The sequence below is a fragment of the Paenibacillus sp. Paensp111 genome, from assembly GCF_059492195.1.
Genome location: NZ_CP168527.1, coordinates 2632194 through 2653748, shown reverse-complemented (window position 1 = coordinate 2653748; position 21555 = coordinate 2632194). Strand labels below are relative to the sequence as shown.

20 protein-coding genes and 1 pseudogene are annotated in these 21555 nt (G+C 47.5%); 16 read left to right on the top strand and 5 right to left on the bottom strand.

Annotation, left to right across the window (positions count from 1 at the left end; genetic code table 11):
* Window positions 1-183 precede the first annotated feature (183 nt).
* The 6 genes and pseudogenes from ACEN86_RS12395 to ACEN86_RS12370 all read left to right on the top strand — a co-directional run bounded on the left by ACEN86_RS12395 (window position 184) and on the right by ACEN86_RS12370 (window position 4410).
* Window positions 184-1080 (top strand): annotated as a pseudogene (locus tag ACEN86_RS12395) (DUF2167 domain-containing protein).
* Window positions 1081-1210: 130 nt separating this feature from the next.
* Window positions 1211-1834 (top strand): DUF1796 family putative cysteine peptidase, encoded by a 624-nt coding sequence (locus tag ACEN86_RS12390; protein ID WP_495630943.1) that lies wholly within the window; start codon window positions 1211-1213, stop codon window positions 1832-1834.
* A 68-nt stretch (window positions 1835-1902) separates the two neighbouring features.
* The gene (locus ACEN86_RS12385; RefSeq protein ID WP_495630942.1) at window positions 1903-2337 is read left to right on the top strand and encodes a hypothetical protein; all 435 of its coding nucleotides are present in this window, start codon (window positions 1903-1905) and stop codon (window positions 2335-2337) included.
* Window positions 2337-2639: a hypothetical protein gene (locus ACEN86_RS12380; protein ID WP_495630941.1), complete on the top strand. Its 303-nt coding sequence runs from the start codon at window positions 2337-2339 to the stop codon at window positions 2637-2639. Before ACEN86_RS12385 ends, ACEN86_RS12380 begins: the two co-directional genes overlap by 1 nt.
* 6 nt (window positions 2640-2645) lie before the next feature.
* Window positions 2646-3971 (top strand): glutathionylspermidine synthase family protein, encoded by a 1326-nt coding sequence (locus tag ACEN86_RS12375; protein ID WP_495630940.1) that lies wholly within the window; start codon window positions 2646-2648, stop codon window positions 3969-3971.
* A gap of 58 nt (window positions 3972-4029) precedes the next feature.
* Window positions 4030-4410, top strand: a complete 381-nt coding sequence (locus ACEN86_RS12370; protein ID WP_495634293.1) for a DUF350 domain-containing protein — start codon at window positions 4030-4032, stop codon at window positions 4408-4410.
* A gap of 37 nt (window positions 4411-4447) precedes the next feature.
* Here the strand turns inward: ACEN86_RS12370 and ACEN86_RS12365 are convergent, their stop codons facing one another.
* Together ACEN86_RS12365 and ACEN86_RS12360 are read right to left on the bottom strand one after the other, a co-directional pair.
* On the bottom strand, window positions 4448-5314 hold the full coding sequence (locus tag ACEN86_RS12365; protein ID WP_495630939.1) for a TIGR03943 family putative permease subunit: 867 nt from the start codon (window positions 5312-5314) through the stop codon (window positions 4448-4450).
* A gap of 16 nt (window positions 5315-5330) precedes the next feature.
* Entirely contained in the window at window positions 5331-6353 is a 1023-nt protein-coding gene (locus ACEN86_RS12360) for a permease (RefSeq protein WP_495630938.1), read from the bottom strand.
* Window positions 6354-6774: 421 nt separating this feature from the next.
* On the opposite strand from ACEN86_RS12360, the gene rpoD reads away from it, so the two are divergent.
* The gene (gene rpoD / locus ACEN86_RS12355; RefSeq protein ID WP_495634292.1) at window positions 6775-7893 is read left to right on the top strand and encodes an RNA polymerase sigma factor RpoD; all 1119 of its coding nucleotides are present in this window, start codon (window positions 6775-6777) and stop codon (window positions 7891-7893) included.
* A 29-nt stretch (window positions 7894-7922) separates the two neighbouring features.
* Window positions 7923-8144 carry a hypothetical protein gene (locus ACEN86_RS12350; RefSeq protein ID WP_495630937.1) on the top strand — a complete coding sequence of 74 codons (222 nt, stop codon included), beginning with the start codon at window positions 7923-7925 and terminating at the stop codon, window positions 8142-8144.
* 61 nt (window positions 8145-8205) lie between these two features.
* Here ACEN86_RS12350 and ACEN86_RS12345 read toward each other — a convergent pair whose 3' ends face one another.
* Window positions 8206-8832: a TetR/AcrR family transcriptional regulator gene (locus ACEN86_RS12345; RefSeq protein ID WP_495630936.1), complete on the bottom strand. Its 627-nt coding sequence runs from the start codon at window positions 8830-8832 to the stop codon at window positions 8206-8208.
* Window positions 8833-9060: 228 nt separating this feature from the next.
* Between ACEN86_RS12345 and ACEN86_RS12340 the strand changes: the two genes are divergently transcribed.
* The 8 genes from ACEN86_RS12340 to ACEN86_RS12305 all read left to right on the top strand — a co-directional run bounded on the left by ACEN86_RS12340 (window position 9061) and on the right by ACEN86_RS12305 (window position 19591).
* Complete coding sequence (locus ACEN86_RS12340; protein ID WP_495630935.1) at window positions 9061-10533, top strand: DHA2 family efflux MFS transporter permease subunit; 1473 nt, start codon at window positions 9061-9063, stop codon at window positions 10531-10533.
* A 247-nt stretch (window positions 10534-10780) separates the two neighbouring features.
* Window positions 10781-12232 carry a glucose-6-phosphate dehydrogenase gene (gene zwf, locus ACEN86_RS12335; RefSeq protein ID WP_495630934.1) on the top strand — a complete coding sequence of 484 codons (1452 nt, stop codon included), beginning with the start codon at window positions 10781-10783 and terminating at the stop codon, window positions 12230-12232.
* Between the two features lie 43 nt (window positions 12233-12275).
* Window positions 12276-13169, top strand: coding sequence for a phosphogluconate dehydrogenase (NAD(+)-dependent, decarboxylating) (gene gnd, locus ACEN86_RS12330; protein ID WP_495630933.1), 894 nt, complete (start codon window positions 12276-12278; stop codon window positions 13167-13169).
* A gap of 316 nt (window positions 13170-13485) precedes the next feature.
* Complete coding sequence (locus ACEN86_RS12325; protein WP_495630932.1) at window positions 13486-14277, top strand: polysaccharide deacetylase family protein; 792 nt, start codon at window positions 13486-13488, stop codon at window positions 14275-14277.
* A gap of 37 nt (window positions 14278-14314) precedes the next feature.
* Entirely contained in the window at window positions 14315-14962 is a 648-nt protein-coding gene (locus ACEN86_RS12320; RefSeq protein WP_495630931.1) for a phosphatase PAP2 family protein, read from the top strand.
* A gap of 130 nt (window positions 14963-15092) precedes the next feature.
* The gene (locus ACEN86_RS12315; protein WP_495630930.1) at window positions 15093-16004 is read left to right on the top strand and encodes a radical SAM/SPASM domain-containing protein; all 912 of its coding nucleotides are present in this window, start codon (window positions 15093-15095) and stop codon (window positions 16002-16004) included.
* A gap of 177 nt (window positions 16005-16181) precedes the next feature.
* Window positions 16182-17447, top strand: coding sequence for a DUF445 domain-containing protein (locus tag ACEN86_RS12310; protein WP_495630929.1), 1266 nt, complete (start codon window positions 16182-16184; stop codon window positions 17445-17447).
* A gap of 188 nt (window positions 17448-17635) precedes the next feature.
* Complete coding sequence (locus ACEN86_RS12305) at window positions 17636-19591, top strand: ATP-dependent DNA helicase (protein WP_495630928.1); 1956 nt, start codon at window positions 17636-17638, stop codon at window positions 19589-19591.
* Window positions 19592-19861: 270 nt separating this feature from the next.
* Here the strand turns inward: ACEN86_RS12305 and ACEN86_RS12300 are convergent, their stop codons facing one another.
* Window positions 19862-20713, bottom strand: coding sequence for a 1,4-dihydroxy-6-naphtoate synthase (locus ACEN86_RS12300; protein WP_495630927.1), 852 nt, complete (start codon window positions 20711-20713; stop codon window positions 19862-19864).
* Complete coding sequence (locus ACEN86_RS12295; RefSeq protein WP_495630926.1) at window positions 20710-21402, bottom strand: futalosine hydrolase; 693 nt, start codon at window positions 21400-21402, stop codon at window positions 20710-20712. The genes ACEN86_RS12300 and ACEN86_RS12295 overlap by 4 nt, the downstream gene beginning before the upstream one ends.
* Window positions 21403-21555: the final 153 nt, after the last annotated feature.

Below are 21555 nucleotides of genomic sequence, written 5' to 3'. Positions count from 1 at the left end.
GTAGGCCTATTCGCTTAAATTTACGGGAAAAATGTGATTTATACGTTGTCGGGCAGGTTAATATTGGTATATGCTATCCTTTGTTATCCTATTTTTTGAATAATTTATGAAAGGCAAGGTGCAGGTTTGAAGGGAAGAAGAGGGGTTACACAGAGGCTGGGAGCCTCAATTATTGCAGTTATTATGCTTATGGGATTAAGTCTGCCGTATCAGGCTAGTGCAGAGGAAGCTGGGACAGCACCGAATTTGGATTACACTATAGGAAAAGGCCAGAAGATAGATCTTGGGAGCAATCTGGCAGAACTGAAGCTGAATCAAGGCTTTAATTTCCTGGATAAAGAGAACACGCAAAAATTCGTTACTCAAATTGGAGATCTGATTACCGGCAGAGAAATTGGCTCGATCATTCCCGATGATGAAAGCTGGGTCTTGTATTTCGATTACGAAGAGCCTGGACATGTAGCGGATGATGAGAAGGATGACATTGATGCCGATGCTCTTCTTCAAAGCTACAAGGATGGGACTGAGGAAGCGAACAAGAAGAAGAGTCCTGAGAATCAATTATTCGTGGATAAGTGGGAGACCCCGCCCCATTATGATGAGAACTTACATAGCTTGACCTGGTCGCTTCTTATGCATACGCCTAAGAATGAGCCGCTAATCAACCATGAGATTCGGCTGCTTACTCGCGAAGGGTAAATCTCAGCCATACTTGCTTGTGATCCAAGTATGCTGTCTGGAGCCAAATCCGTGGTAGAAAGTCAAATCATTTCTACCTTAACTATGAAGCCTGGTAAGCGTTACGAAGATTATGATAAATCGACGGATAAGACGGCTGAGTACGGTCTTACTGGACTGATTCTCGGCGGAGCAGGTATATTTGTCGCCAAGAAGACGGGTCTTCTTGCTTTGCTTCTGGTCCTGCTCAAGAAAGGTTGGATTATTATTGTGGCGGGTTTTGGGTTCCTGTGGAATCTAATTCGCGGTAAGAGAAAGAAAAACAAAATCTACAACGATATGAATCGTCCACAGAACCCTCCTTCATCTAATCCTCCCGACCATGGGATGGACATAAGATAAGTTATCCTGATAACACCCGGCAGCCGAGCAGCCGGGTGTTACGTATGATCAAGGGGCCTGTTCCAACACGCCATAGCTTGCATAGTGTGAGAGAAAGAGTTTACTTTCGCAAGCATATGGAGGGATTCGAATGATAGTTTCACCTTTAGAGGGCACTTATCATGCAGTATTTAGTCTGGGAGCTAATTGTCAGACGGCTTATCAGCTGAGAAGGCTTGGGCTGCGCAGCTGTGCCGGTCCCTTTGACTGGTTCATTACAAGTCATAATTCGGGTCTTATTGCTGTGTTAGAGAACTGCTTCGAAGACTTTATGAAACTTGATCACATGAAGCTCGTAGGACAATTTAAGACTTGTTACTGCATTAAAGATGAGAAGTATGGAATCTTCAGCTATCATGATTTCCCGACCCAGCTCCCTGAGGAGCGTTGGGCGGATGCTTATCCGGAATTTCATCAGAGGCAGATTCGCAGACAGGAGAGATTTTTGCAAGCGATAAGTTCAGTGAACCGGATCTTGTTCGTCCGCCTTAATTCATCTCCGGAAGAGGCCTTGCAGCTTCAGCGCACTTTATCTGAGTTAACCACTCATCCTTTTACACTGCTAATTGTAAATACAACTCAGGAAGCAGTCACAGACATTCGTCCAGAGTCCAGACACGGTATCATTACCGCAGTAATCAACAAGGGCTCGGATTGGCGCGGAGATGACAAGGGCTGGGAGCAGCTGATGCAGAACATTACAGTTAAGAACTAGAGAGGAATGTGAGGGCTATCTTATTCTCGCTAAAGTATCAGGAATGGTCTGAAGAAAGTCGGAAAGTCGTGCGTACCGTACAAACTTTGGATATATCCTCCGATGAGTTGTTCGTTCACAAACTGGTCGACGCCACAATGATTCATAACAAATTGTGGGCACATATCTCCAACGAGACGGAAGACAATGCGCTTCACTATGTGTATGTAAGCCCGTTCAGCGAGAGTTCGCTCGATATATATGGGCAGGCTGTTGCCAAGAAAGCGCTGGAACAGGTGCAGGTGACTTCGATACTCGCACCTGAATTTGTGTATTGGAACGGGCACGAATTCATTTCCCAGGAGGAGAGAGGCTATCCCTCCCTGATCACGATGGAGATCTCAAGAATGCTTCTGGATCACTATATAGTGAGGAATGAAATTACGTATGAAATTATTTATACCGTGCTGGATATGGACCGCAAGAAGATTGTTTTTTATCTGAAGGAAGAGGTGGACTTGTAATGGAGCGGGAGCATCAACCCAGACAACCAGAATCAAAGAAGAACGACCGTTTGGTCTCCAAGACCAAGTTAGTGGCATTTGCCCTGCTCCTGACTGTTCCGGCAGCGCTCTCCGGCTGTGGTCAGCAGGACGAATGCGATCCCGATTATGATACGGGCTGCGAGTATGACTCAAGCAGCGGTCACTACTTCTATGGAGGCGGAGGGTATTATGGAGGTTCTTCGCGAAGCTCCAGCAGTTCCAGTGATGGCAGTCACAGCGGCTTTGGAAGCGGGAGCTCGCACTCTTCTTTTGGAGGGTAAGTTGCGATGAGACAGATCTACACACCCAAGGTTGTCTATGATGAGGTGTTTGACGAGGAGATTGCCAAGGAAATTCCGTATTATCGCATGTATGGAAAGCAGTATTGCCTGCCTTCATTTGTCCTATATGATCAGCATGAAATTGAGGAGCTACAGGCTGCTTCCGAAGCCGTGGACCAAATTTATATGAAGGCTCTTCGATTCGCTCAGCAGTATTTGCCTGATCACTACTTAATTAAGCAGCTTGGCCTGGAACCCGCGATGATTCCTGCAGCCCGTATTCCGTTTCCTTGGAGCGGGATTCAACGCCAGGACTGGATTATCGGTGAACATGGCATGAAATGTATCGAGAATAACACAGAGACTCCAACAGGCATCCCGGAAGCAGCTTATTTGGAGAGAAAGCTTCTGGATCGCTATAGGGCTGCTTCGGGTCCCTCCTCTAATATGGACAACACTTTAACTCAGACTTTTAAGGAAATTGTTGCTGAATATGCGGCAAGAGGACTTGGGAGCAAAGTTACTTTTACATGTACCGGGGATATTCTGGAAGACAGCACAAATACGAAATATCTGATGCGTAGATGTGAAAAAGCAGATATTGAGGTCGATTACGCACCACTTGAGGAGTTGCGAATTGTTCCAGGAGAAGGACTGTATCATGGGGAAGAGAGAATTACCATCTTGTACCGGCTCTATCCGCTTGAATTCTTAATCCATGACCGGGAAGAGGGCAGCGGAGTTCTTGTGGGTGAGGAGCTTATGAAGCTGGCAGCCGAAGAGAAGATCGGACTCATCAATCCCCCGCAAAATATTATTACGCAAAGCAAAGGCTTCATGGCGACGATCTGGTCACTATATGAAAGAAATGAGCTGACCCACGAATATCTTGGCTTCACGCTGTTTGATTCTGCAGATATGCAGACAATCTCCAAGTATTTACTGCCTACTTATTTCACTAACGAGCCGTTTCTGCTTACTGGTGAGCCTTATGCAGCCAAGGGATACTGGGGACGTGAAGGGAAAGGAACAGATTTGTTCGAACCATCCGGACATGCGGACAGTGTGGCGCATAATGAACAGAAATCCAGCCCTATGGAAGAGGCAGATCCGGAAGAGGCTGAGTACTATGGCTCCATGCCCAAGATCTATCAGCGTCTATACCCCATGTCACAAGCAGCGGTTCCGACTGAGCTTGGCGAATATCAAGGATATCTTCTTACAGGAGTATATGTATTAAATGGAAAGTCAGCAGGCGTACTATCACGTATTGGCGCCAAAGTAACCGGGGACTTGGCATACTATTGTCCGGCGGCAATTAATTCACAATAAGTAACTTGATTACATAACCAGGAGGCGATACATCGTGAAGGAATTTAGTTGGGATTTGATGGATATCGGTATCGGAATTTTGATTCTATTTGTTATTCTGTTTGCAGGTTATGGAATCTTCAGCCTATTGACCAAGTTCAAAGACAATCAGGAAATAGCCAGAGGCAATGAAGCCGCTGGGATGTATATGGGCAGCAAGATGCTGGGTCTTTGCATTATTGTTGCTATGGTCTCCTTCAGCAGTCATTCATGGATTTCCATGTTGATCTGGTCAGCGGTTGGAATTGCCGCGTTATGTATAGTATATATTGTGTTCGATCTGGTAACTCCCAAGACAAAGCTTGGAGATGAGATTGCAAAAGGCAATATGGCCGTGGCTCAGCTGCTGCGTGGAATTGTGATTGGGGTGTCACTGGTAATCGGTACATTTCTAATGTAAAACAGGGTAATTCATTTTAGGCATATATTAGTTGGGATCATTTTTTGGCCAGTTCTCTTTTCAGCTTGGCTACAGAATCATCACTTGGATAGATATAGGGGTTTTTGGGCTGCTTGATCTTCCGAATTTGTGCAGCGTTGATACTAAGAATCTCCTTGCCTTGGTTCTGAGTAACGTGGATATGCCCCTCTATCTCTACCCAAGTGTCTTTGGGGAAATGGACTGTATGCTCGGGTTTGATAAATACTCCGAATGGAGCAGCATCGGCAGTACAGCACAGAACCAGAAAGCGGCCCAGCGCGAAGGCTTGACGCTTATCGAGAGACGGGTCTGAGTACACAAAACCGCTTAGGCGGATGGGTTTGCCCTCGAATTCTTTTTTGAACAGATCGATGGCTCCAATGGTCTCATAAAATATATCCTCATTCACTTTAATCACAGGCTCAGTGTACAGCAGTCTAGCCAATTCAGTAAATTCCTCATTGTAAATATCCGGGGATTTGAATTTTTCTTTCAGAGTCTGTTCAGTACTATACTGACCGCTTAAAGCCATTCCTTTCTTCAGGGCGGCAGCACTACCCAGTGCTTGATTGGGAAGCAGAAAGCCCAGCAGTAAGGGAACCGTGAATAAACCGTAGACAGCAGCATTTCGAATTACAGAGGAAGAAAGAGGATGGTCGCAAGCGCATGTACTCTGTCTGTGTCTGAATAGAGCCTGTATAAATAGGCTGAGTCCAATGCACGCTAGTGGAATGGGACAAAGGCGAACCCACAATTCCATCTTGGGAGCAATGTAATAATGCAGGGAATTACTGCGGTCTAGAAGGTATATATACACAGCAAGAGATAGCAGAATAAAGGCACGTGTCAGATAGTGAGCACGAATGAGTGAAGATGGTTGCATCTTGTTCACCTCTCGCTTAATTTAAATGCTGGATGATCAGTTCTCCAAGAAATGAGAAGATAAATACCAAGGATAATATGAGGAACATTAGGAATAGTACGAATTTGACTTTGAAAGCTGATAGGAGCATCATGAAATTCTTGAAATCCAGCATAGGCCCAAGAACCAGGAAGGCAAGCAGGGACCCGGGAGAAAAGGAGTGCAGAAAGGTTGATGCTACAAAGGCATCTGAAGTAGAACAGAGGGACAGCACAAAGGAGAAACCCATCATAAAGGCATAGGCTCCAAGAGGGTGTCCTCCTATGGCGGTAAGACTTTCCTTGGCGATAAAAGTCTGAATTCCGGCGGTCAGAAGACAGCCTAGAATCAGATATTTACCCATCCCGAACAGTTCATCTGCTGTATGGACAAGCACGGCGGATAACCGATTTTTTTGATCATGTTCATGTTCATGATGATGTTGGCTGCCAGATCCATTGTGTTTAATAAAATTAGATGGCTTAAGGGGAGACTCCTTTAAGGTAATATACATGATGAAGCCGATCGAAATAGAGACGAGCAAGGCGAGTCCCATTCTGGAATAAGCGATCTCGGGATGTGTGCGGAAGGCTGTATAGGTGGAACCGAATACAATAGGGTTCAAGATAGGGCCTGCAAGGATGAATACCATGGCCATATAGACTGGCATTCCTTTTTGAATAAGGCGTCGCACCAAAGGAATCATCCCGCATTCACAGATAGGAAATACAATGCCTATAGAGCAAGCGAACAAGATGGCAGCTAGTGGATTCTTTGGTATCCAGCGGCTAATCATATGCTCAGGGATAACAATATGGAGGATGGAAGAGAGTAGTGCTCCTGCCAGAACAAAAGGGATGGCTTCGAGAAATATCCCATTGAAAATATTTTTAAAGGTAGCTGCGGTATCTGTAGTTAATAGCGTAAGACCTGAAGGCGCGAGCATGATTATACTGACCAGTAAGAAGGAAAGAGGAATTAATAGAGCAGTAAATTTGGAAATAGAAGAAGGGTTGTTCATTTCAGATCTCCTTGGCCGAGATAAGTTCTATCTCTATTAATCTATGTAAAGAGGAGTCTGGTCAGAACAAAGACGATATGAATTACTAAGGAGGCAGCCTAGAGAGAGGTACTGCTTGACTCTCCGGGTGTTGCACAATGCCAAGGAAAGGCATAAAATAAAAAAACCGACCAGCAGGTCGGGAATTTACAAATAATAGAGTTGAAAAAAAATAAGACATTTGGTACAATTAAAGATATGTCATGGCAATTGAATTTGGAAAATATGTAATTTTATATTACCATAAATTTTCCGATTTGTCAAACAAGAAGCCCGTAAAATTAGGTGACTAAGACAGCTAAAGCTTTAATTTTCACCTTATCATAATTGAGCTTTACTGAATTGAAATATATAAGTTGTTTTGGTTGAAGGGAGCGGGATGATGGAGAACGGACAGCATACTGAACTAGACACAGATCTCACACTTGAGCAGGTGAAGGATCAATTACTTGCCCAAGGTAAGAAGGATTCCTCGCTAAACTATAAAGAAATTTTAAGTAAGCTCGCTCCGTTCGATCAGGATCAGGATCAAATTGACGAGTTTCTTGAACAGTTGGCGGAGAATGGGATAGATCTTGACAATGACGTTGAAGAGAACAGCGGATTTAATTCTGATGACTCGAAGAACGATGAAATGACCTTTGATGACGATCTTTCCTTGCCACCAGGCATTAAGATCGATGATCCCGTGCGGATGTACCTCAAAGAAATCGGACGTGTACCCCTTCTCTCAGCGACTGAGGAAGTGGAACTTGCCAAGCGTATTGAGCAAGGAGATGAAGCAGCCAAGCGCCGATTGGCTGAGGCGAACCTGCGGCTGGTCGTGAGTATTGCCCGGCGTTATGTTGGACGTGGCATGCTTTTCCTTGACCTGATCCAGGAAGGGAATATGGGTCTGATCAAGGCAGTTGAGAAGTTCGACTATAACAAAGGCTTCAAATTCAGTACGTATGCAACCTGGTGGATTCGTCAGGCGATTACACGTGCGATTGCCGACCAGGCAAGAACCATACGGATCCCTGTTCACATGGTGGAGACGATTAACAAGTTAATCCGGATCTCTAGACAGCTTCTTCAGGATCTAGGGCGCGAGCCTTCACCTGAAGAAATTGCGAAGGAAATGGACCTTAGTGTAGAGAAGGTCCGCGAGATTATGAAAGCGGCCCAGGAACCTGTCTCTCTAGAGACTCCAATTGGTGAAGAGAATGACTCCAATCTGGGCGACTTTATTGAAGATCATGACGCTATGGCTCCAGCAGATGCGGCTGCCTATGAACTGCTTAAGGAACAGCTGGAAGAAGTGCTGGATACTCTCACTGAACGTGAAGAGAACGTGCTTCGTCTGCGCTTTGGTATTGATGATGGACGCACACGTACATTAGAGGAAGTCGGTAAGGAATTCGGGGTAACCCGTGAGCGGATCAGACAGATTGAAGCGAAAGCACTTCGCAAGCTCAGACATCCAAGCAGAAGCAAGCGTCTCAAAGATTTCCTCGAGTAAAAATTCTTGAGACAGGGAAGGTGTACCCTATGAATACCGGATTTATGATCCGCTGTTTGAAATGCGGACAGGAGCATACCATCATTCCAGGACGCCGCAGCCATCGTAATGAAGCTATTGAATTTGGCACAGACAATTACGGGGCTGATCAGATTTCCTGTCAATGTGGAAATGCCCTTGAAGAACACAGCCGTTTTGAGGGTGAAGATTTTGAAGGTGAGTTCATTGTGGAGTGGAAGCTAACTCCCTAAGGGTTCACGCCGGATGTTAACATAACAAATAAGCCATGAAAGTCATCTTAATGGATGACCTTCATGGCTTGTTTGCCTTTTTCAATTTCTTCACACCAGAGGAGCCTAGCGGACCCAGTTGAGCCAGCCTGGTAGAGATAAGGGCAACCTCTTCAGGTGTCTTGGACATATCCGTCTCGAACCAATGCTGAAGAATCCCCATATTTACAGAAAGGATATATTCGTGGATGTAGTCGGACGGAACAAGACAATCTTCCTCATGAATTGCAAACTTGATTCGATTGCTCTCCAAATGCTCATGCATGACTCGCTTCATGCGCAGAGGAAAGGCAGGATCCCCTTTGGGTCCAAGAATGACTTTGAAGAACCAGGCATTTTGTTTGAAATATTCATAAATCCTCACAATCTGAGGGTTGGGCTCATGCAAGAACTTGCTGTTCTGGGCCTCAAGAGGATTGAAATCCTTCATCACGGCTATCCAGCCTTCTACCATATAATCCGCACATTTATTCAGCAAATCCTGCAGATCCCGATAATGTAAATAGAAGGTACCTCTGTTGAGACCGGCCTTCTCGGTCAACTGAGAGACACTTATGCCGTCATAACCATTTTGCTCAATAAGCTCCATAAGGGCTTCTCTTAGCATTTGCTTGGTTCTTATGATCCTGCGGTCTATGATCTCTGACATGATTCCAACTCCTTTCATCCGATATAATCGACACACCGGTGCTGACTTGTTCATTAATGACCAGTTACGCAATAATCTGATTATTGCAAATGAATGAACGACTATCTACAATAACAAAGTGAGCGTTAATGAACATATCGTCTATTATCATAATTGCATATTCACGCAGCAGGAACAATAGATCGCTCTGTTAGATCAAGAGAAAACATAGGAGATGGAGGACTGTAAATGAGTTCGAGTAATACAGCAGACCGCAAGCCGGTTACGATCAGACAGCTGATCGCACCGCTTATGGCTGTTATTATCGGTATGTTCATGGTTATCCTGGACAGCACCGTTGTGAATGTGGCTTTACCTAAACTGGTAACTGATTTCCACACTACTGTGCCTATCATTCAGTGGACAGTTACTGGATACACGCTGGCCCTCTCGGCCGTAATTCCCCTCGCCGGGTGGATGACGGACCGTTTTGGAGCCAAGCAGATCTTCTTGATTACCATCGCACTGTTTACACTGGGCTCAGTGCTTTGTTCACTGGCAACTTCGCCGGAACAGCTCATACTTTACCGGGTGATTCAGGGCCTCGGGGGCGGTATGGTTGCTCCTATCGGTATGGCAATGGTCTTCAGGCTGGCTCCTCCAGAGAAAATGGGCTCGATCATGGGTGTGCTTGGAGTGCCCATGCTGCTTGCGCCAGCGCTTGGTCCAGTCTTATCTGGATACCTTGTCGAGTATGTCTCCTGGCACTGGATCTTCCTGATTAATCTTCCAGTAGGGATACTTGCGATGATTGTAGGCATAAGGTTTCTGCCGAAATTCGAACGCAAAGAGGTTCCTTCACTGGATATCCTGGGAATCATTCTTGCCCCAATCGCCTTTGCGATGCTCGCTTATGGAGTAAGTGAGGGAGGTAAGGACTGGTCTTCTATGGAAACCCTGATCGGTCTGGGTGTAGGTGGTGTGGCCTTATTGTTATTTATCTTTATTGAAATGTCGCAAAAGCAGCCGCTACTTGAGCTGCGTGTATTCCGATCCAGTGACTTTACAAGGGGAATCTTCATTGCCTGGATATCTCAAATCGCCCTCTTCGGTGCAATTCTATTAATGCCGCTTTATCTGCAGCAGGTCAGACAGTATACCCCGCTTGAGAGCGGCCTTACCGTACTGCCTCAGGCCTTGGCTTCAGGCTTGTTCATGCCGATCGGAGGAAGATTATTCGATAAAATCGGTGCAAGACCTCTCGTCATTATCGGTCTCTCGGTCATTACGGGAGCCTTATTCATGCTCTCTAATATTGCAGTAGATACGGAATCCTGGTTCATTATCACGGCCCTTGTCATGATGGGATCCGGAATGGGACTCTCCATGATGGCGATCAATACGCATGTGCTTCAGTCCGCTCCGAGAAAGCTGGTCAGCCGGGTTACCCCGCTCACCACGGCAGCTCAGCAGGTAATGGTATCTTTTGCAGTAGCTGGGTTAACTGGGTATTTGACTTCAAGAATTACCGACTATATGCCAGAGACCAAAAATCTAATCAAGGCTTCCGTTGCGGCGTATGGAGATACTTTCCTTGTGGCAGCCTGCATAGCTGCTGCAGGAGCAATTCTGGGTCTCATTTTGCGCAGACCCAAACCTCAAGCTGAAATCCCTGCAGAGGGTTCTGATTCATCGAACTCTGCTATGATGATGAATCACTAAAAAATGATTTGTTCAATTTGATAGTTTCATTGTAACTCTTAAACCCTTCTGGCTGTAAGCTGGAAGGGTTTTTGTGTTATGAAAACCTTCTGTTATCTCATGAATTCTTCATCTTCCAGACCTGACATAGTTATTGACGTATAAAAACTACAGGTGTAAACTAGCTAAGTTGAGTTTATGAAGCTATCAGATAGTAACCATATATACTTTTTATAGTTCATAGAGAGAAATTTCTGGAGGGATAGTCGTGGATGCTATGACATTTGTATTGTTTGGAGCCACTGGAGATTTAGCAAAAAGAAAAATTTATCCAGCATTGTATAATCTGTTTATTGATAACAAGCTGCCGGAAGGATTCTCTGTATTTGGACTCGGGAGAAGAGAGATCTCGAATGAGGATTTCCAGGCTAGCGTAAGGGACTCGCTCCACAAGTTCTCCAGACGGCTAGGTATCGGAGACCGGTTGGAGTCTTTTTTGAGTTCATTCCGTTACAGTGCCCTTAATGTGAACAACGTGGAAGATTATAGTAAGCTGTTATCTGCTGTGCAAGAACGTGAAAATGAACTGAAAATTCCCGAAAATCGGATGTTTTATCTTTCCGTAGCGCCCGAATACTTTGGGACCATTGCACAAAATATAAATCAAAGTGGACTTGGTACGGTTAAAGGATGGAGACGGCTCATTATCGAGAAGCCATTCGGTCATGATCTGGAAACTGCACGAGCCCTGCATGCAAGCTTGGACCAAGCTTTTACCGAGGAAGAGATCTACCGAATTGATCATTACCTAGGCAAGCCGATGGTTCAGAATCTGGAGGTGCTTGGTTTTGCAAATCCGGTACTTCAAGCCTTGTGGACAAACCGTTATATTGCGAACGTTCAAATTACCGCGAATGAGCTTGTGGGAGTTGAGGATCGGGCCGCCTATTTCGATCAAGCAGGCACGATAAGAGATATGTTCCAGAATCACATGCTGCAAATTCTGATGATGGTGACCATGCACCTGCCTAAACGCAGCACTCCGGAAGAAGTCCGAATGAAGAAGCGTGATGTTGTGGCGTCTCTGCGGCCTATTGCCAAGGATGAGGTCATTAACCATGTGATTCGTGGGCAGTATAGTGCTGGAGAACTTAATCAATCGCCAATTCCTGGATATCTGGATGAGAAGGGCATTGAGGAGGGGTCACGGAACGATACTTATGTTGCCGCCAGAGTATGGATTGATACTCCATTCTGGAGTGAGGTGCCATTCTATATCCGTACCGGGAAAAGAACACATGAGAAATCTACACGGATTGTCGTTGAGTTCAAGGAACCTTTAAAAATGTCTTCGGACAGTGAAGAGGTTAACTCACCTAACCTGTTGACCATTGAAATCAATCCGATGGAGAGTATTACGCTGCAGCTGAATACGAAGGGTGCAGGAAGCGACGGTCAGCTCGAGCCAATTCAAATGCACTTCTCCTCCAATTCCAAAGATGCGCCGGAAGCTTACGAGAACTTGATTCACGACGCTATGCTTGGGGATTCGACCTTCTTCGCCCATTGGGACGAAGTTGAATTGTCCTGGAAATGGATTCAACCTGTACTGGAAGCTTTCGAAGAAGATATCATTCCACTGCATCAATATCCGGCTGGGACTAACGGCCCAGAGGCGGCTCACAAGTTGTTAGCTGAAGATGGTAATCAGTGGTGGTAATAAATAATTTGGTATTAATACTTAATCAGGAGGACTAAACAATATGAAAATCGGACTTATTGGTCTAGGTAAGATGGGTCTTAACTTGGGCAAAAACTTGATCGATCATAAGCACGAGGTGGCTGCATTCGACCTGAATGAGACTGCCGTAGCTGAAATGAAAGAGTATGGTGCAGAAGGCTACTCCAGCCTGCAGGATATGGTTCAATCGCTGAACTCACCGCGTGTACTTTGGATAATGGTTCCCCATGGCGTAGTCGACACGGTTCTGGGGCAAATCAAGCCGCTTCTTAGCCAGGGAGACATTGTAATTGAGGCAGGCAACTCCCATTACAAAGAATCGATTCGCCGTGCAGATGAATTGAAAGAAGCCGGTATTTATTACATGGATGCAGGAACTTCCGGCGGTATGGAAGGGGCACGTAACGGCGCTTGCTACATGATTGGTGGAGATCCTGAAGCATGGAGCGTTGTTGAACCAGTGTTCCGTGACACTTCTGTTGAGAATGGATATTTGTATGCCGGCCCATCCGGCAGCGGCCACTACCTCAAGATGGTTCACAATGGAATCGAGTACGGCATGATGGCCGCGATTGGTGAAGGCTTTGAAGTGCTTGAGAAGAGCTCTTTCGATTTCGATTATGAGAAAGTAGCCAAGGTATGGAATAATGGTTCAGTCATTCGTTCTTGGCTGATGGAACTTACTGAGAATGCCTTCTCCAAAGATAGCAAGCTTGATGGTATTAAAGGGGTTATGCATTCTTCCGGTGAAGGTAAATGGACCGTTGAGGAAGCCATGGATCTGCAGACCGCAACACCGGTTATCGCCATGTCACTTCTAATGCGCTACCGTTCGATGGACAATGATACGTTCACAGGTAAAGTTGTTGCAGCCCTGCGTAATGAGTTTGGCGGACATGCAGTAGAGAAGAACTAAGTAATTAAATGGCCTTATCCCGGTATGTCGGGGTAAGGCCTCTTTGCTCTCTGAGAGCAAGTGCCAGGTGGCCTATACATCAAGAATATTATCAACAATAGGATGGTGGCTGGCTGTAATCTAATTCACAATTTGCCGAATTGTTACCTTTTTGTTTAACTCTGCGTCGATATATAAGATATAATGGAATATATTGCTGGTTGAATGCAGGGCACCCTGTCGGCTCTTTTTGGCTCGGCGGGGTGTTTTATTTGACTGCGTCCTTTCTATAGACTGTCGGGTTCTGTATTAAATTAGAGATAGGAGTCTGATTAGAATGGCACTAAAGAGATACCATTATATTCTTATTATCGGCGGCCTCATTATTCTTCTCTCCATAATTAATCATATTGCTGTACTCCATAGAGAAGCTGTGAGTAAGGAGCAGCAGACGGCGGTGATTAAGAAGACTGCGCAGAACAAGGAGGTTCCTGTTAAGGAGGTTAAATACTCTTTTCGGGAAATCTATGAAGTGAAGACAAAAGAGAAGAAGGTAGCTCTCACGTTTGATGATGGACCGGATAACCGATATACCCCGCAGATTCTGGATATACTGAAGGCTAATCAGGTACACGCGACATTTTTTCTGGTAGGTCGTCAGATCGATAAGGATCCAGGTGTAGTTCGGCGTATCTATAGTGAAGGACACGAAATCGGGAACCACACAGTAAATCATCCTAATCTGAACAAAATGGACCCTGAGGAAATCACGCAAGAGATTGAGAATAACAATGCCAAAATCAAGAAGCTGACAGGCTACACGCCGGTGTTATTTCGTTCTCCTTATGGAAATGCTTCCGAGCAGGTAAAGGACGTCCTCGCGCGTCAACATTTGATGCTGATCAACTGGTCTGTGGATACAAGGGACTGGAAGACGACATCACCGGAGATGATTATTGCCAATCTGAAGAATGAGGTGCGGCCAGGAAGCATCGTGCTTCAGCACAGCTTCGGCGGCAAGAAGGTCCATAATACGATTCAAGCCTTACCGGAAGAGATTAAGTGGCTGAAAGAGCAGGGCTATACGATGGTCACTGTCTCTGAGTTAATCAGGCAAGAGAATAAATAACTATCGAGAGTTCTCGCTGACATGAAAGAGGGATAATATGAATGGACAAAAGTGGTTCACAAAGGCTTTTGCCCTGAGTTTGATATGTGTTCTGGGGTTTGTCTGTATTGCTTATTGGATCAGTGATCACCAAATTCACCGATTTGATGAGACCGTGATTGCATCTGTCCAGGGGCTGGAGTCGCCGGGGCTAACGGCAGTAATGAAGGCATTTACCTGGATTGGATCAGGTATACCTGTCACAGTCATCACGCTGGCAACGCTCGTCATTCTATATTTTGTCCTCGGACACCGGAGTGAGCTTGTCTTCCTGACTTCGCTTGCCATCACCTCCTCCCTGCTTAATTCAGTGATCAAGCGGATCTTTAAGCGGGACAGGCCAACGCTGCACCGGATCGCCGAAGCGAACGGATTCAGCTTCCCGAGCGGCCATGCGATGGCAACCATAGCTTTATACGGTGGACTTGCCTTCCTACTCTGGAAGCATGCTCCGTCCTTGATCGGGCGTATACTTATTCTAGCAGCAAGTGTCGTGCTGATCCTGATGATCGGAGTTAGCCGCATCTATCTGGGCGTCCACTATCCAAGCGATGTGCTTGGCGGTTACTTGCTCAGCGCAAGCGTGCTGGCGATATTCATCTGGTACTATCAAAGGTACCTGGAGCGCAGAAAGAGGCGAACTTAAGCCTACCCGCGCATAATTTGGCGGAGGACTACAGCTTGCTAAGATAGTCTAACTGCGCTACTATTTTCTGCATAGATGTAATAAGCATTCTACTTAATGATAACCTGCAGAGAATTGGAGCTTCTACCTGATGAAAAAATTTAAAAAGTTCTATATTGAAACTACGAGTATTTGTAATCTGGCATGTTCGTTCTGTCCGCCTACCCAAAGGCAGGCTAACTTTATTAAACTTGAGGATTTCCAGAAGACTCTGGATCAGATAAAGCCTCATACCGACTATATTTACTTCCACGTCAAAGGTGAGCCGCTGCTTCATCCCAAGATTGGTGAAATGCTGGATATGGCGCATGAGAAAGGCTTTAAAGTCAATATTACAACCAATGGAACCCTGATTAATAAGAACAGGGACAAGCTCCTGAACAAGCCGGCTCTTAGGCAAATGAATTTCTCCTTGCATAGCTTTGATGGCCATGAGGGCTCTACGGATCGTGACGGTTATATCTCAAGCGTCCTTAACTTTGTGAAGGAAGCTGTGGCACAGTCGAATCTTATTATATCTTTGCGGCTGTGGAATCTTAGTGAAGATAACCTCACCAACCTGCAGAGAAATCGCAACCGGGAGACATTAGAGTACATTGAACGCGAATTTAATCTGGATTTCAAAATCATCGAGAAGGTCACGCCCGGCAGCGGAGTCAAGATTGCAGACCGCATCTACCTGAACCAGGATTATGAATTTAAATGGCCTGACCTGAAGGAAGAAGAGGATCACAGTCCGGGATTCTGTCATGGACTTCGCAATCAAGCCGGAGTGCTGGTGGATGGTACCGTCATTCCTTGCTGCCTGGATGGTGAAGGGGTAATTAACCTCGGAAATATCCATCAAAAGTCATTCTCCGAGATTATTGAGGGTGAGCGGGCGAACAACCTGTACGAGGGTTTCTCCAGACGGGAAGTGAAGGAAGAGCTGTGCCGCAAATGCGGCTATCGGAAACGGTTCGATCTGGAGCCAGGTGAAGCTGGAGCGCTAAGCTCTTCATGAGGAGCATGGGTATCATACGATTTATTTACTAGCAAATATAAAAATTTCGATGATTCGTTCTTCGGAAGGCTGTCTCTCGGGTAATAAGAGACAGTCTTTTTTTTACGTGAGAAATTTGTGCTATGATGTCATAGAGCAGTTGGATTTATACGGCAGATGATCAAGTGAGGTAGAATAATGGCACTTAAAACAACTAAACCGAAACAAAATTATATAGCAGGCGTGTCTCTAGGCGTGATGGGGGTTGGATTCGCCGCAACGCTTCCCTTTCATGAGGGTGCCCTGGGCTTAAGGCTTCTGCAGGGCGGCTTCGAGGCGGGTCTTGTCGGCGGACTGGCGGACTGGTTCGCCGTCACCGCCTTGTTCAGGCATCCTCTGGGTATTCCTGTGCCGCATACGGCGCTACTGCCGAAGAACCGGGAGAAGCTGACGGAAGCCGTGATCGCGATGATCGAGACGGAGCTGCTGCGCAAGGAAAGCATCGGCGAGAAGATTAGAAGCATCCGGATTGCCGAACTTGCACTTGGCAAAGCCAAAGCGGGAATAGAAGCGGGCTCGTATAATCACGTCATCTCATCTGTACTCTCGTCCGTGATCCAGAATATCCCGGTCCATCAGGTGACCGGAATGATCATGCGCGAAGCTCAACAGGTGGTGAACCGGCTTGATGAGAGTGCGATAATGCAACGTATCTGGGACGAGATCATCTCACGCGGTTATGATGAGAAGGTACTGGATCTCGCACTGGACCGGGCTGATGCCTGGGCAAGAGAGGCTTCTACACGCGATATGCTGGGTAGAGTCGGCATTGAGCAGATCCAGCAGATCAAGCTTGGCGGCTTGATGCAGTTCGCTGTTAACGCCTTTCTTGGGTATCTCAGCGAGGATAAGATGGGAGATCTCATTCAGGGCTTCATCCTGAAGCAGGTTGAGAATTACAGAGATCCGGATAATTTGAACCGGTTGAAGCTTCTTGCGATCCTCCATGTCGAGGTGAAAAATGCCCTGGAGCGTCCAGAGCTGCTGGAGGAGATTAGAAGCTTGAAGGACAATCTGCTGGATAAGCTCGGTGCCGCCCAGAAGATTGAGGCTTATATAGAATCGCTGATCGAACGGCTTAAGGTGTACTTGGAGAGCGAGGAGTTCCAGGAACAATGGTTGACGCCTTTCCTGATGACTATGGTGGAGAAGCTGGAAGCGAGCCCGGATCGGATAGAGCAGGGTGAACAGTGGATTCAGCAGCAGGCGGTGCAGCTGATCGAGAAGCATTACTCCAAGATTGGAGCTTTGGTCAGAGAGAATCTGAATAAGCTTAGCAATGCGGAATTGGTTACTTTCATCGAAGGTAAGGTGGGCAGAGATCTCCAGTGGATCCGGATTAACGGAGCGATCTGCGGATTTCTGGTAGGGGTTGGACTCAGCCTGATAAGAGCGTTAGTCTAAGGCGGAAAGATTGGCTAGAAGATGTACTCCGGACTGGTTCCCGGTGTACATCTTTTTTTAATGCCTATCTGCGTATATTCCAGTTCTATATTACCTGTCACATTGTATTTTGGCGGCAGGCGTGTGATAATTATGCTTCGGTGTATGAATGGCTTGGCCATACTGATTTTAATTTGGAGGCAGACAGAGTGGATCGTTATCCTTTTGAATTTGATTTCTCACAACCCTTCATTCCCCAGCTTGGTGAATGGATAGCGGATGTGTTCTACGATATATTGCCGGAGTCCGGATTTGAAGTCCGGGATGAGCAGATATATATGGCGTACCAGCTCGAAAGAGCATTTGCGGAGAAAAAGACTATTTTTGCAGAAGCAGGGGTAGGTACCGGCAAGACCCTGGTCTATCTTCTCTATGCTGCGGCTTATGCCCGCTATACGAGGAAGCCGGCAATTATTGCGTGTGCGGATGAATCGCTGATCGAACAGCTTGTGAAGCCGGAGGGTGATATCACGAAGCTGATTAAGCATTTGAACTTTGCTATTGATGCTCGGCTTGGCAAATCGCCGGATCAATATGTATGTCTGGTTAAGCTGGATGAGGCAAGAGCGAGGGAAATGGAAGGCACACATTATGATGAAATTTATGAGGGTCTGCCGAAGTTCGTACGGACCCCACAGACCATGCAGTCGTTCCACGCTTATGGTGACCGGAAGGACTACCCGGATCTGAATGATGAGCAGTGGCACAAGATCAGCTGGGACTCCTTCCAGGACTGCTTCGTCTGTGACCGCAGGCATCGCTGCGGGCAGACTTTGTCCCGTGATCATTACCGGGCATCTTCGGATTTGATTATATGTTCACACGATTATTATATGGAGCATGTCTGGACCTATGAAGGCCGCAAGCAGGAGGGGCAGCTGCCGCTGCTCCCGGAGCACTGCGCGGTTGTATTCGACGAAGGGCATCTGCTTGAAACAGCTGCGCAGAAGGCGCTGAGCTATAATTTGAAGCATACGGTGTTTGAGGAGATTATCGTCCGGCTGCTGCAGGGTGAGATCCGGGAGAGCTTGGCTGTGCTTATTGACCAGGCGATAGAGCAGAGCGAAATCATGTTCGAGTTGCTAAAGAGCAGCAGTACCGAAGTGCCGGGTTCTGACCGGATGAAGGTAGACCTGAACGGCCGGCTTCTGAACGGGATTGCAAGGTTCCGGGGCCTGCTTGATCAGATTGAAGAAGAGCTTGTATTTGAGGGAGAACTCTATACGCTGAATGACTATCAGCTGCGAATTGTGGAAGAACATTTGGAGATGATTCAGAAGGCGTTAAGTCTCTTCCAGCGGGAGGAGCCCCCGATCTGCTGGACCACCTTGCATAAGGAAGGTCTGACTCTTTCTATTATGCCGAAGACGGTGAAAGAAGTGCTGAGGGACCGGGTCTTCAATCTGAAGATCCCGATTGTGTTCTCCTCGGCCACCTTGTCTGTGGACGGTTCATTCGATTATGTCGCTGACAGCCTTGGCATAGAGGACTATCTTTCCTTCTCTGCGGCATCCCCTTATGATTATTCAAGCCAAATGAAGATTTATGCGCCTGCTTGGAGAGAAGAGGGTCCATTTGCGGAGAAGATAAAGCTGGCCACTCATCTGCTGAAACAGACCGAGGGCAGAGCCCTGATCTTGTTCCGGACGATGGAAGATCTTCGTCAGTTCAAGGAGCAATCCCGGATGAATGGGGAGCTGGCTTCATTTCAGTTCTATTACGAAGGAGATCAGGAGATCAGTCATCTGATCGCAAGGTTCCAGTCCGAAGAGCAAAGCATTCTGTGCGCGGTCAGCTTGTGGGAAGGTCTGGATGTGCCTGGCCCGTCGTTATCAAACGTCATCATATGGTCACTGCCGTTCCCTCCACAGGATCCCGTATTCATGGCCAAGCACCAGTCTGCGGAGAACCCGTTCATGGAGGTAGATCTTCCTTACATGAAGCTGCGGCTTAGACAAGGCTTGGGGCGGCTGATCCGGACATCAACGGATCAAGGCATAGCTGCCATCCTGGGAGGCACGCTTCATGAAGCGGATTCCGAGGTAGCCAGACACGTTATCTCGGTACTCCCGCCGGGCGTATCACTGAGCGTTCTTAGCGAGTAGCCCAGCTGTTTGCCGTATAGGGGCAAGGGTACAGCATAGATAAGCTGGACTTTACCAAGAATGCACCTTTGTCTACGACAATCGGGTAGAAGCTGGAGTGCCGAACTTAGAATTGAAGGGGTAGGTACGCTTCGGTTCCAAGCCTTCTTCGGAAGTGTCTGGCAGGCTCAAGTAAAAGATAAGGATAGTAAGTACACGAAGAGAAGCATTTATGCCCTAGAGACAGGGTCTAAATGCTTCTCTTCGTTGTTACTTTGGGATTCTATCTATTCACTCCGGCTTCCAGATCAGCCGTGCCGGGTCGATTCGTGGAACGAGGCCTTCGTCTGCAGCCAGATTCAGCAGGGCACGGACCGCATCATAGCCCTCATCACCGAGCTCTGAGGTGAACTCGTTCACATAAAGCTCGATATGAGCCTCGGTCACCTCAGGAGCCATCTCCTGGGCATGACTCGCGATATAGCTTCGGGATACTTCAGGATGCTGCCAGGCGTAGCGGACCGAATCCTGAATCCAGCCGGCGATGCGCTTCAAATCCAGGGATCTGCGGGCGATTATGGCGCCGAGCGGAATGGGAAGACCTGTGGTCTCTTCCCACCAGCTGCCAAGGTCGGTCATCATGGCTAACCCGTAATTTGGATAAGTAAAACGGGCTTCATGTATTACAAGTCCTGCATCGATCTGTCCGTCTCGGACTGCAGGCATAATTTTATCAAAAGGCATGACGACAATCTCGCCCACGCCTCCAGGAACGTTTCTTGCTGCCCACAGCCGGAATAAGAGATAAGCGGTGGAACGCTCGCTTGGAACTGCTACGCGGCGACCGCTTAGGGCTGCAGGATCTGGCTTGCCGGTGCTTCCACCCTGGGTCAGGACTAATGGGCCGCATCCCCGGCCCAAGGCGCCGCCGCAGGGGAGAAGCGCATAGTCGTCAAGTACCCATGGAAGGGCAGCATAAGAGATCTTGAGGATCTCCGGACCGGTACGGTCGATGGCCCAGTTATTCGTAATATCAATATCGGCGTAGGTGACTTCGAATTCGGGTGCACCCGGTATAAGTCCGTGAACCAGAGCGTGAAAGACGAACGTGTCGTTGGGACACGGAGAGAATGCTATGTTCATGAAAGTACCTCCTGAAGTTGAGTGAATGCGGCTTCTAGTGCAGCAAGAGCATCGCCGATCCGCCAGGCGGATCGGTCGCGCGGCCCCACTGAATTTGAGATTCCGCGAATCTCAAGAACTGGCAGGCCGGCTTGCTCTGCAGCAGTGGCTACGCCGAAGCCCTCCATGGCTTCGGCGCAAGCCCCAGGAACACGGCCGGCTATCGCCTCGGCCGTGGCCGCAGTTCCGGTTGCGGTCGTTACCGTGACAATCGGTCCCGATTGAACGGAGACTCCCGCAACCTGAAGGGTGCCGGTCAAGCGGGCGGCAAGCTCCGCCTGGACCGCAATGCGGGACGAGCCGAAGCCTAGCTCGTCCACGCTTGTGAAGCCTTCCTGGGTCTCTGCGCCCAGGTCGGCTGCGGTAATGGCGCTCGCCACGACAATCGTGCCGATCTCGGCTAGGCCCGGGAAGCCGCCGCCGATTCCGGCGCTGATGACCAGATCGTAGCTATCCGCTGCGGTAGCGAGGATCCTGGCGGTGCTTGCCGCCGCGGCGGCGGAGCCGACTCCGGCCAGCTGAACATCGGCCGCTACGGCGCCAGGGCCGGCAAGCAGCCCCCGCTGAACAGCTTCCTGCTCGGCAGGGACAGCGGTCATGATTAAGACACGTCTAATGACGGGAAGGTTCAGATTGGAAGTGGGATTCATATCATAATCTCCTTAGATCGGTTAGGTGCTGATCTATTCAGTGTAAGCCAAATTTCATTAGCCGACAACTCGGATAGGGATATCCTGGTTATCATGCTATTCAATTTTGATGTGGTTTTGGATGTTCTCTGCGTGTTATGATAGGGCAAATCT

Coding starts and splice junctions, on each gene's coding strand:
- gnd (WP_495630933.1), top strand. CDS start 12,276: ATGAAAATCGGACTTATTGGTCTAGGTAAGATGGGTCTTAACTTGGGC.
- ACEN86_RS12315 (WP_495630930.1), top strand. CDS start 15,093: ATGAAAAAATTTAAAAAGTTCTATATTGAAACTACGAGTATTTGTAAT.
- ACEN86_RS12345 (WP_495630936.1), bottom strand. CDS start 8,832: ATGTCAGAGATCATAGACCGCAGGATCATAAGAACCAAGCAAATGCTA.
- ACEN86_RS12370 (WP_495634293.1), top strand. CDS start 4,030: ATGGATATCGGTATCGGAATTTTGATTCTATTTGTTATTCTGTTTGCA.
- ACEN86_RS12325 (WP_495630932.1), top strand. CDS start 13,486: ATGGCACTAAAGAGATACCATTATATTCTTATTATCGGCGGCCTCATT.
- ACEN86_RS12365 (WP_495630939.1), bottom strand. CDS start 5,314: ATGCAACCATCTTCACTCATTCGTGCTCACTATCTGACACGTGCCTTT.
- ACEN86_RS12350 (WP_495630937.1), top strand. CDS start 7,923: ATGAATACCGGATTTATGATCCGCTGTTTGAAATGCGGACAGGAGCAT.
- ACEN86_RS12295 (WP_495630926.1), bottom strand. CDS start 21,402: ATGAATCCCACTTCCAATCTGAACCTTCCCGTCATTAGACGTGTCTTA.
- ACEN86_RS12390 (WP_495630943.1), top strand. CDS start 1,211: ATGATAGTTTCACCTTTAGAGGGCACTTATCATGCAGTATTTAGTCTG.
- rpoD (WP_495634292.1), top strand. CDS start 6,775: ATGGAGAACGGACAGCATACTGAACTAGACACAGATCTCACACTTGAG.
- ACEN86_RS12380 (WP_495630941.1), top strand. CDS start 2,337: ATGGAGCGGGAGCATCAACCCAGACAACCAGAATCAAAGAAGAACGAC.
- ACEN86_RS12310 (WP_495630929.1), top strand. CDS start 16,182: ATGGCACTTAAAACAACTAAACCGAAACAAAATTATATAGCAGGCGTG.
- ACEN86_RS12340 (WP_495630935.1), top strand. CDS start 9,061: ATGAGTTCGAGTAATACAGCAGACCGCAAGCCGGTTACGATCAGACAG.
- ACEN86_RS12320 (WP_495630931.1), top strand. CDS start 14,315: ATGAATGGACAAAAGTGGTTCACAAAGGCTTTTGCCCTGAGTTTGATA.
- ACEN86_RS12360 (WP_495630938.1), bottom strand. CDS start 6,353: ATGAACAACCCTTCTTCTATTTCCAAATTTACTGCTCTATTAATTCCT.
- ACEN86_RS12300 (WP_495630927.1), bottom strand. CDS start 20,713: ATGAACATAGCATTCTCTCCGTGTCCCAACGACACGTTCGTCTTTCAC.
- ACEN86_RS12375 (WP_495630940.1), top strand. CDS start 2,646: ATGAGACAGATCTACACACCCAAGGTTGTCTATGATGAGGTGTTTGAC.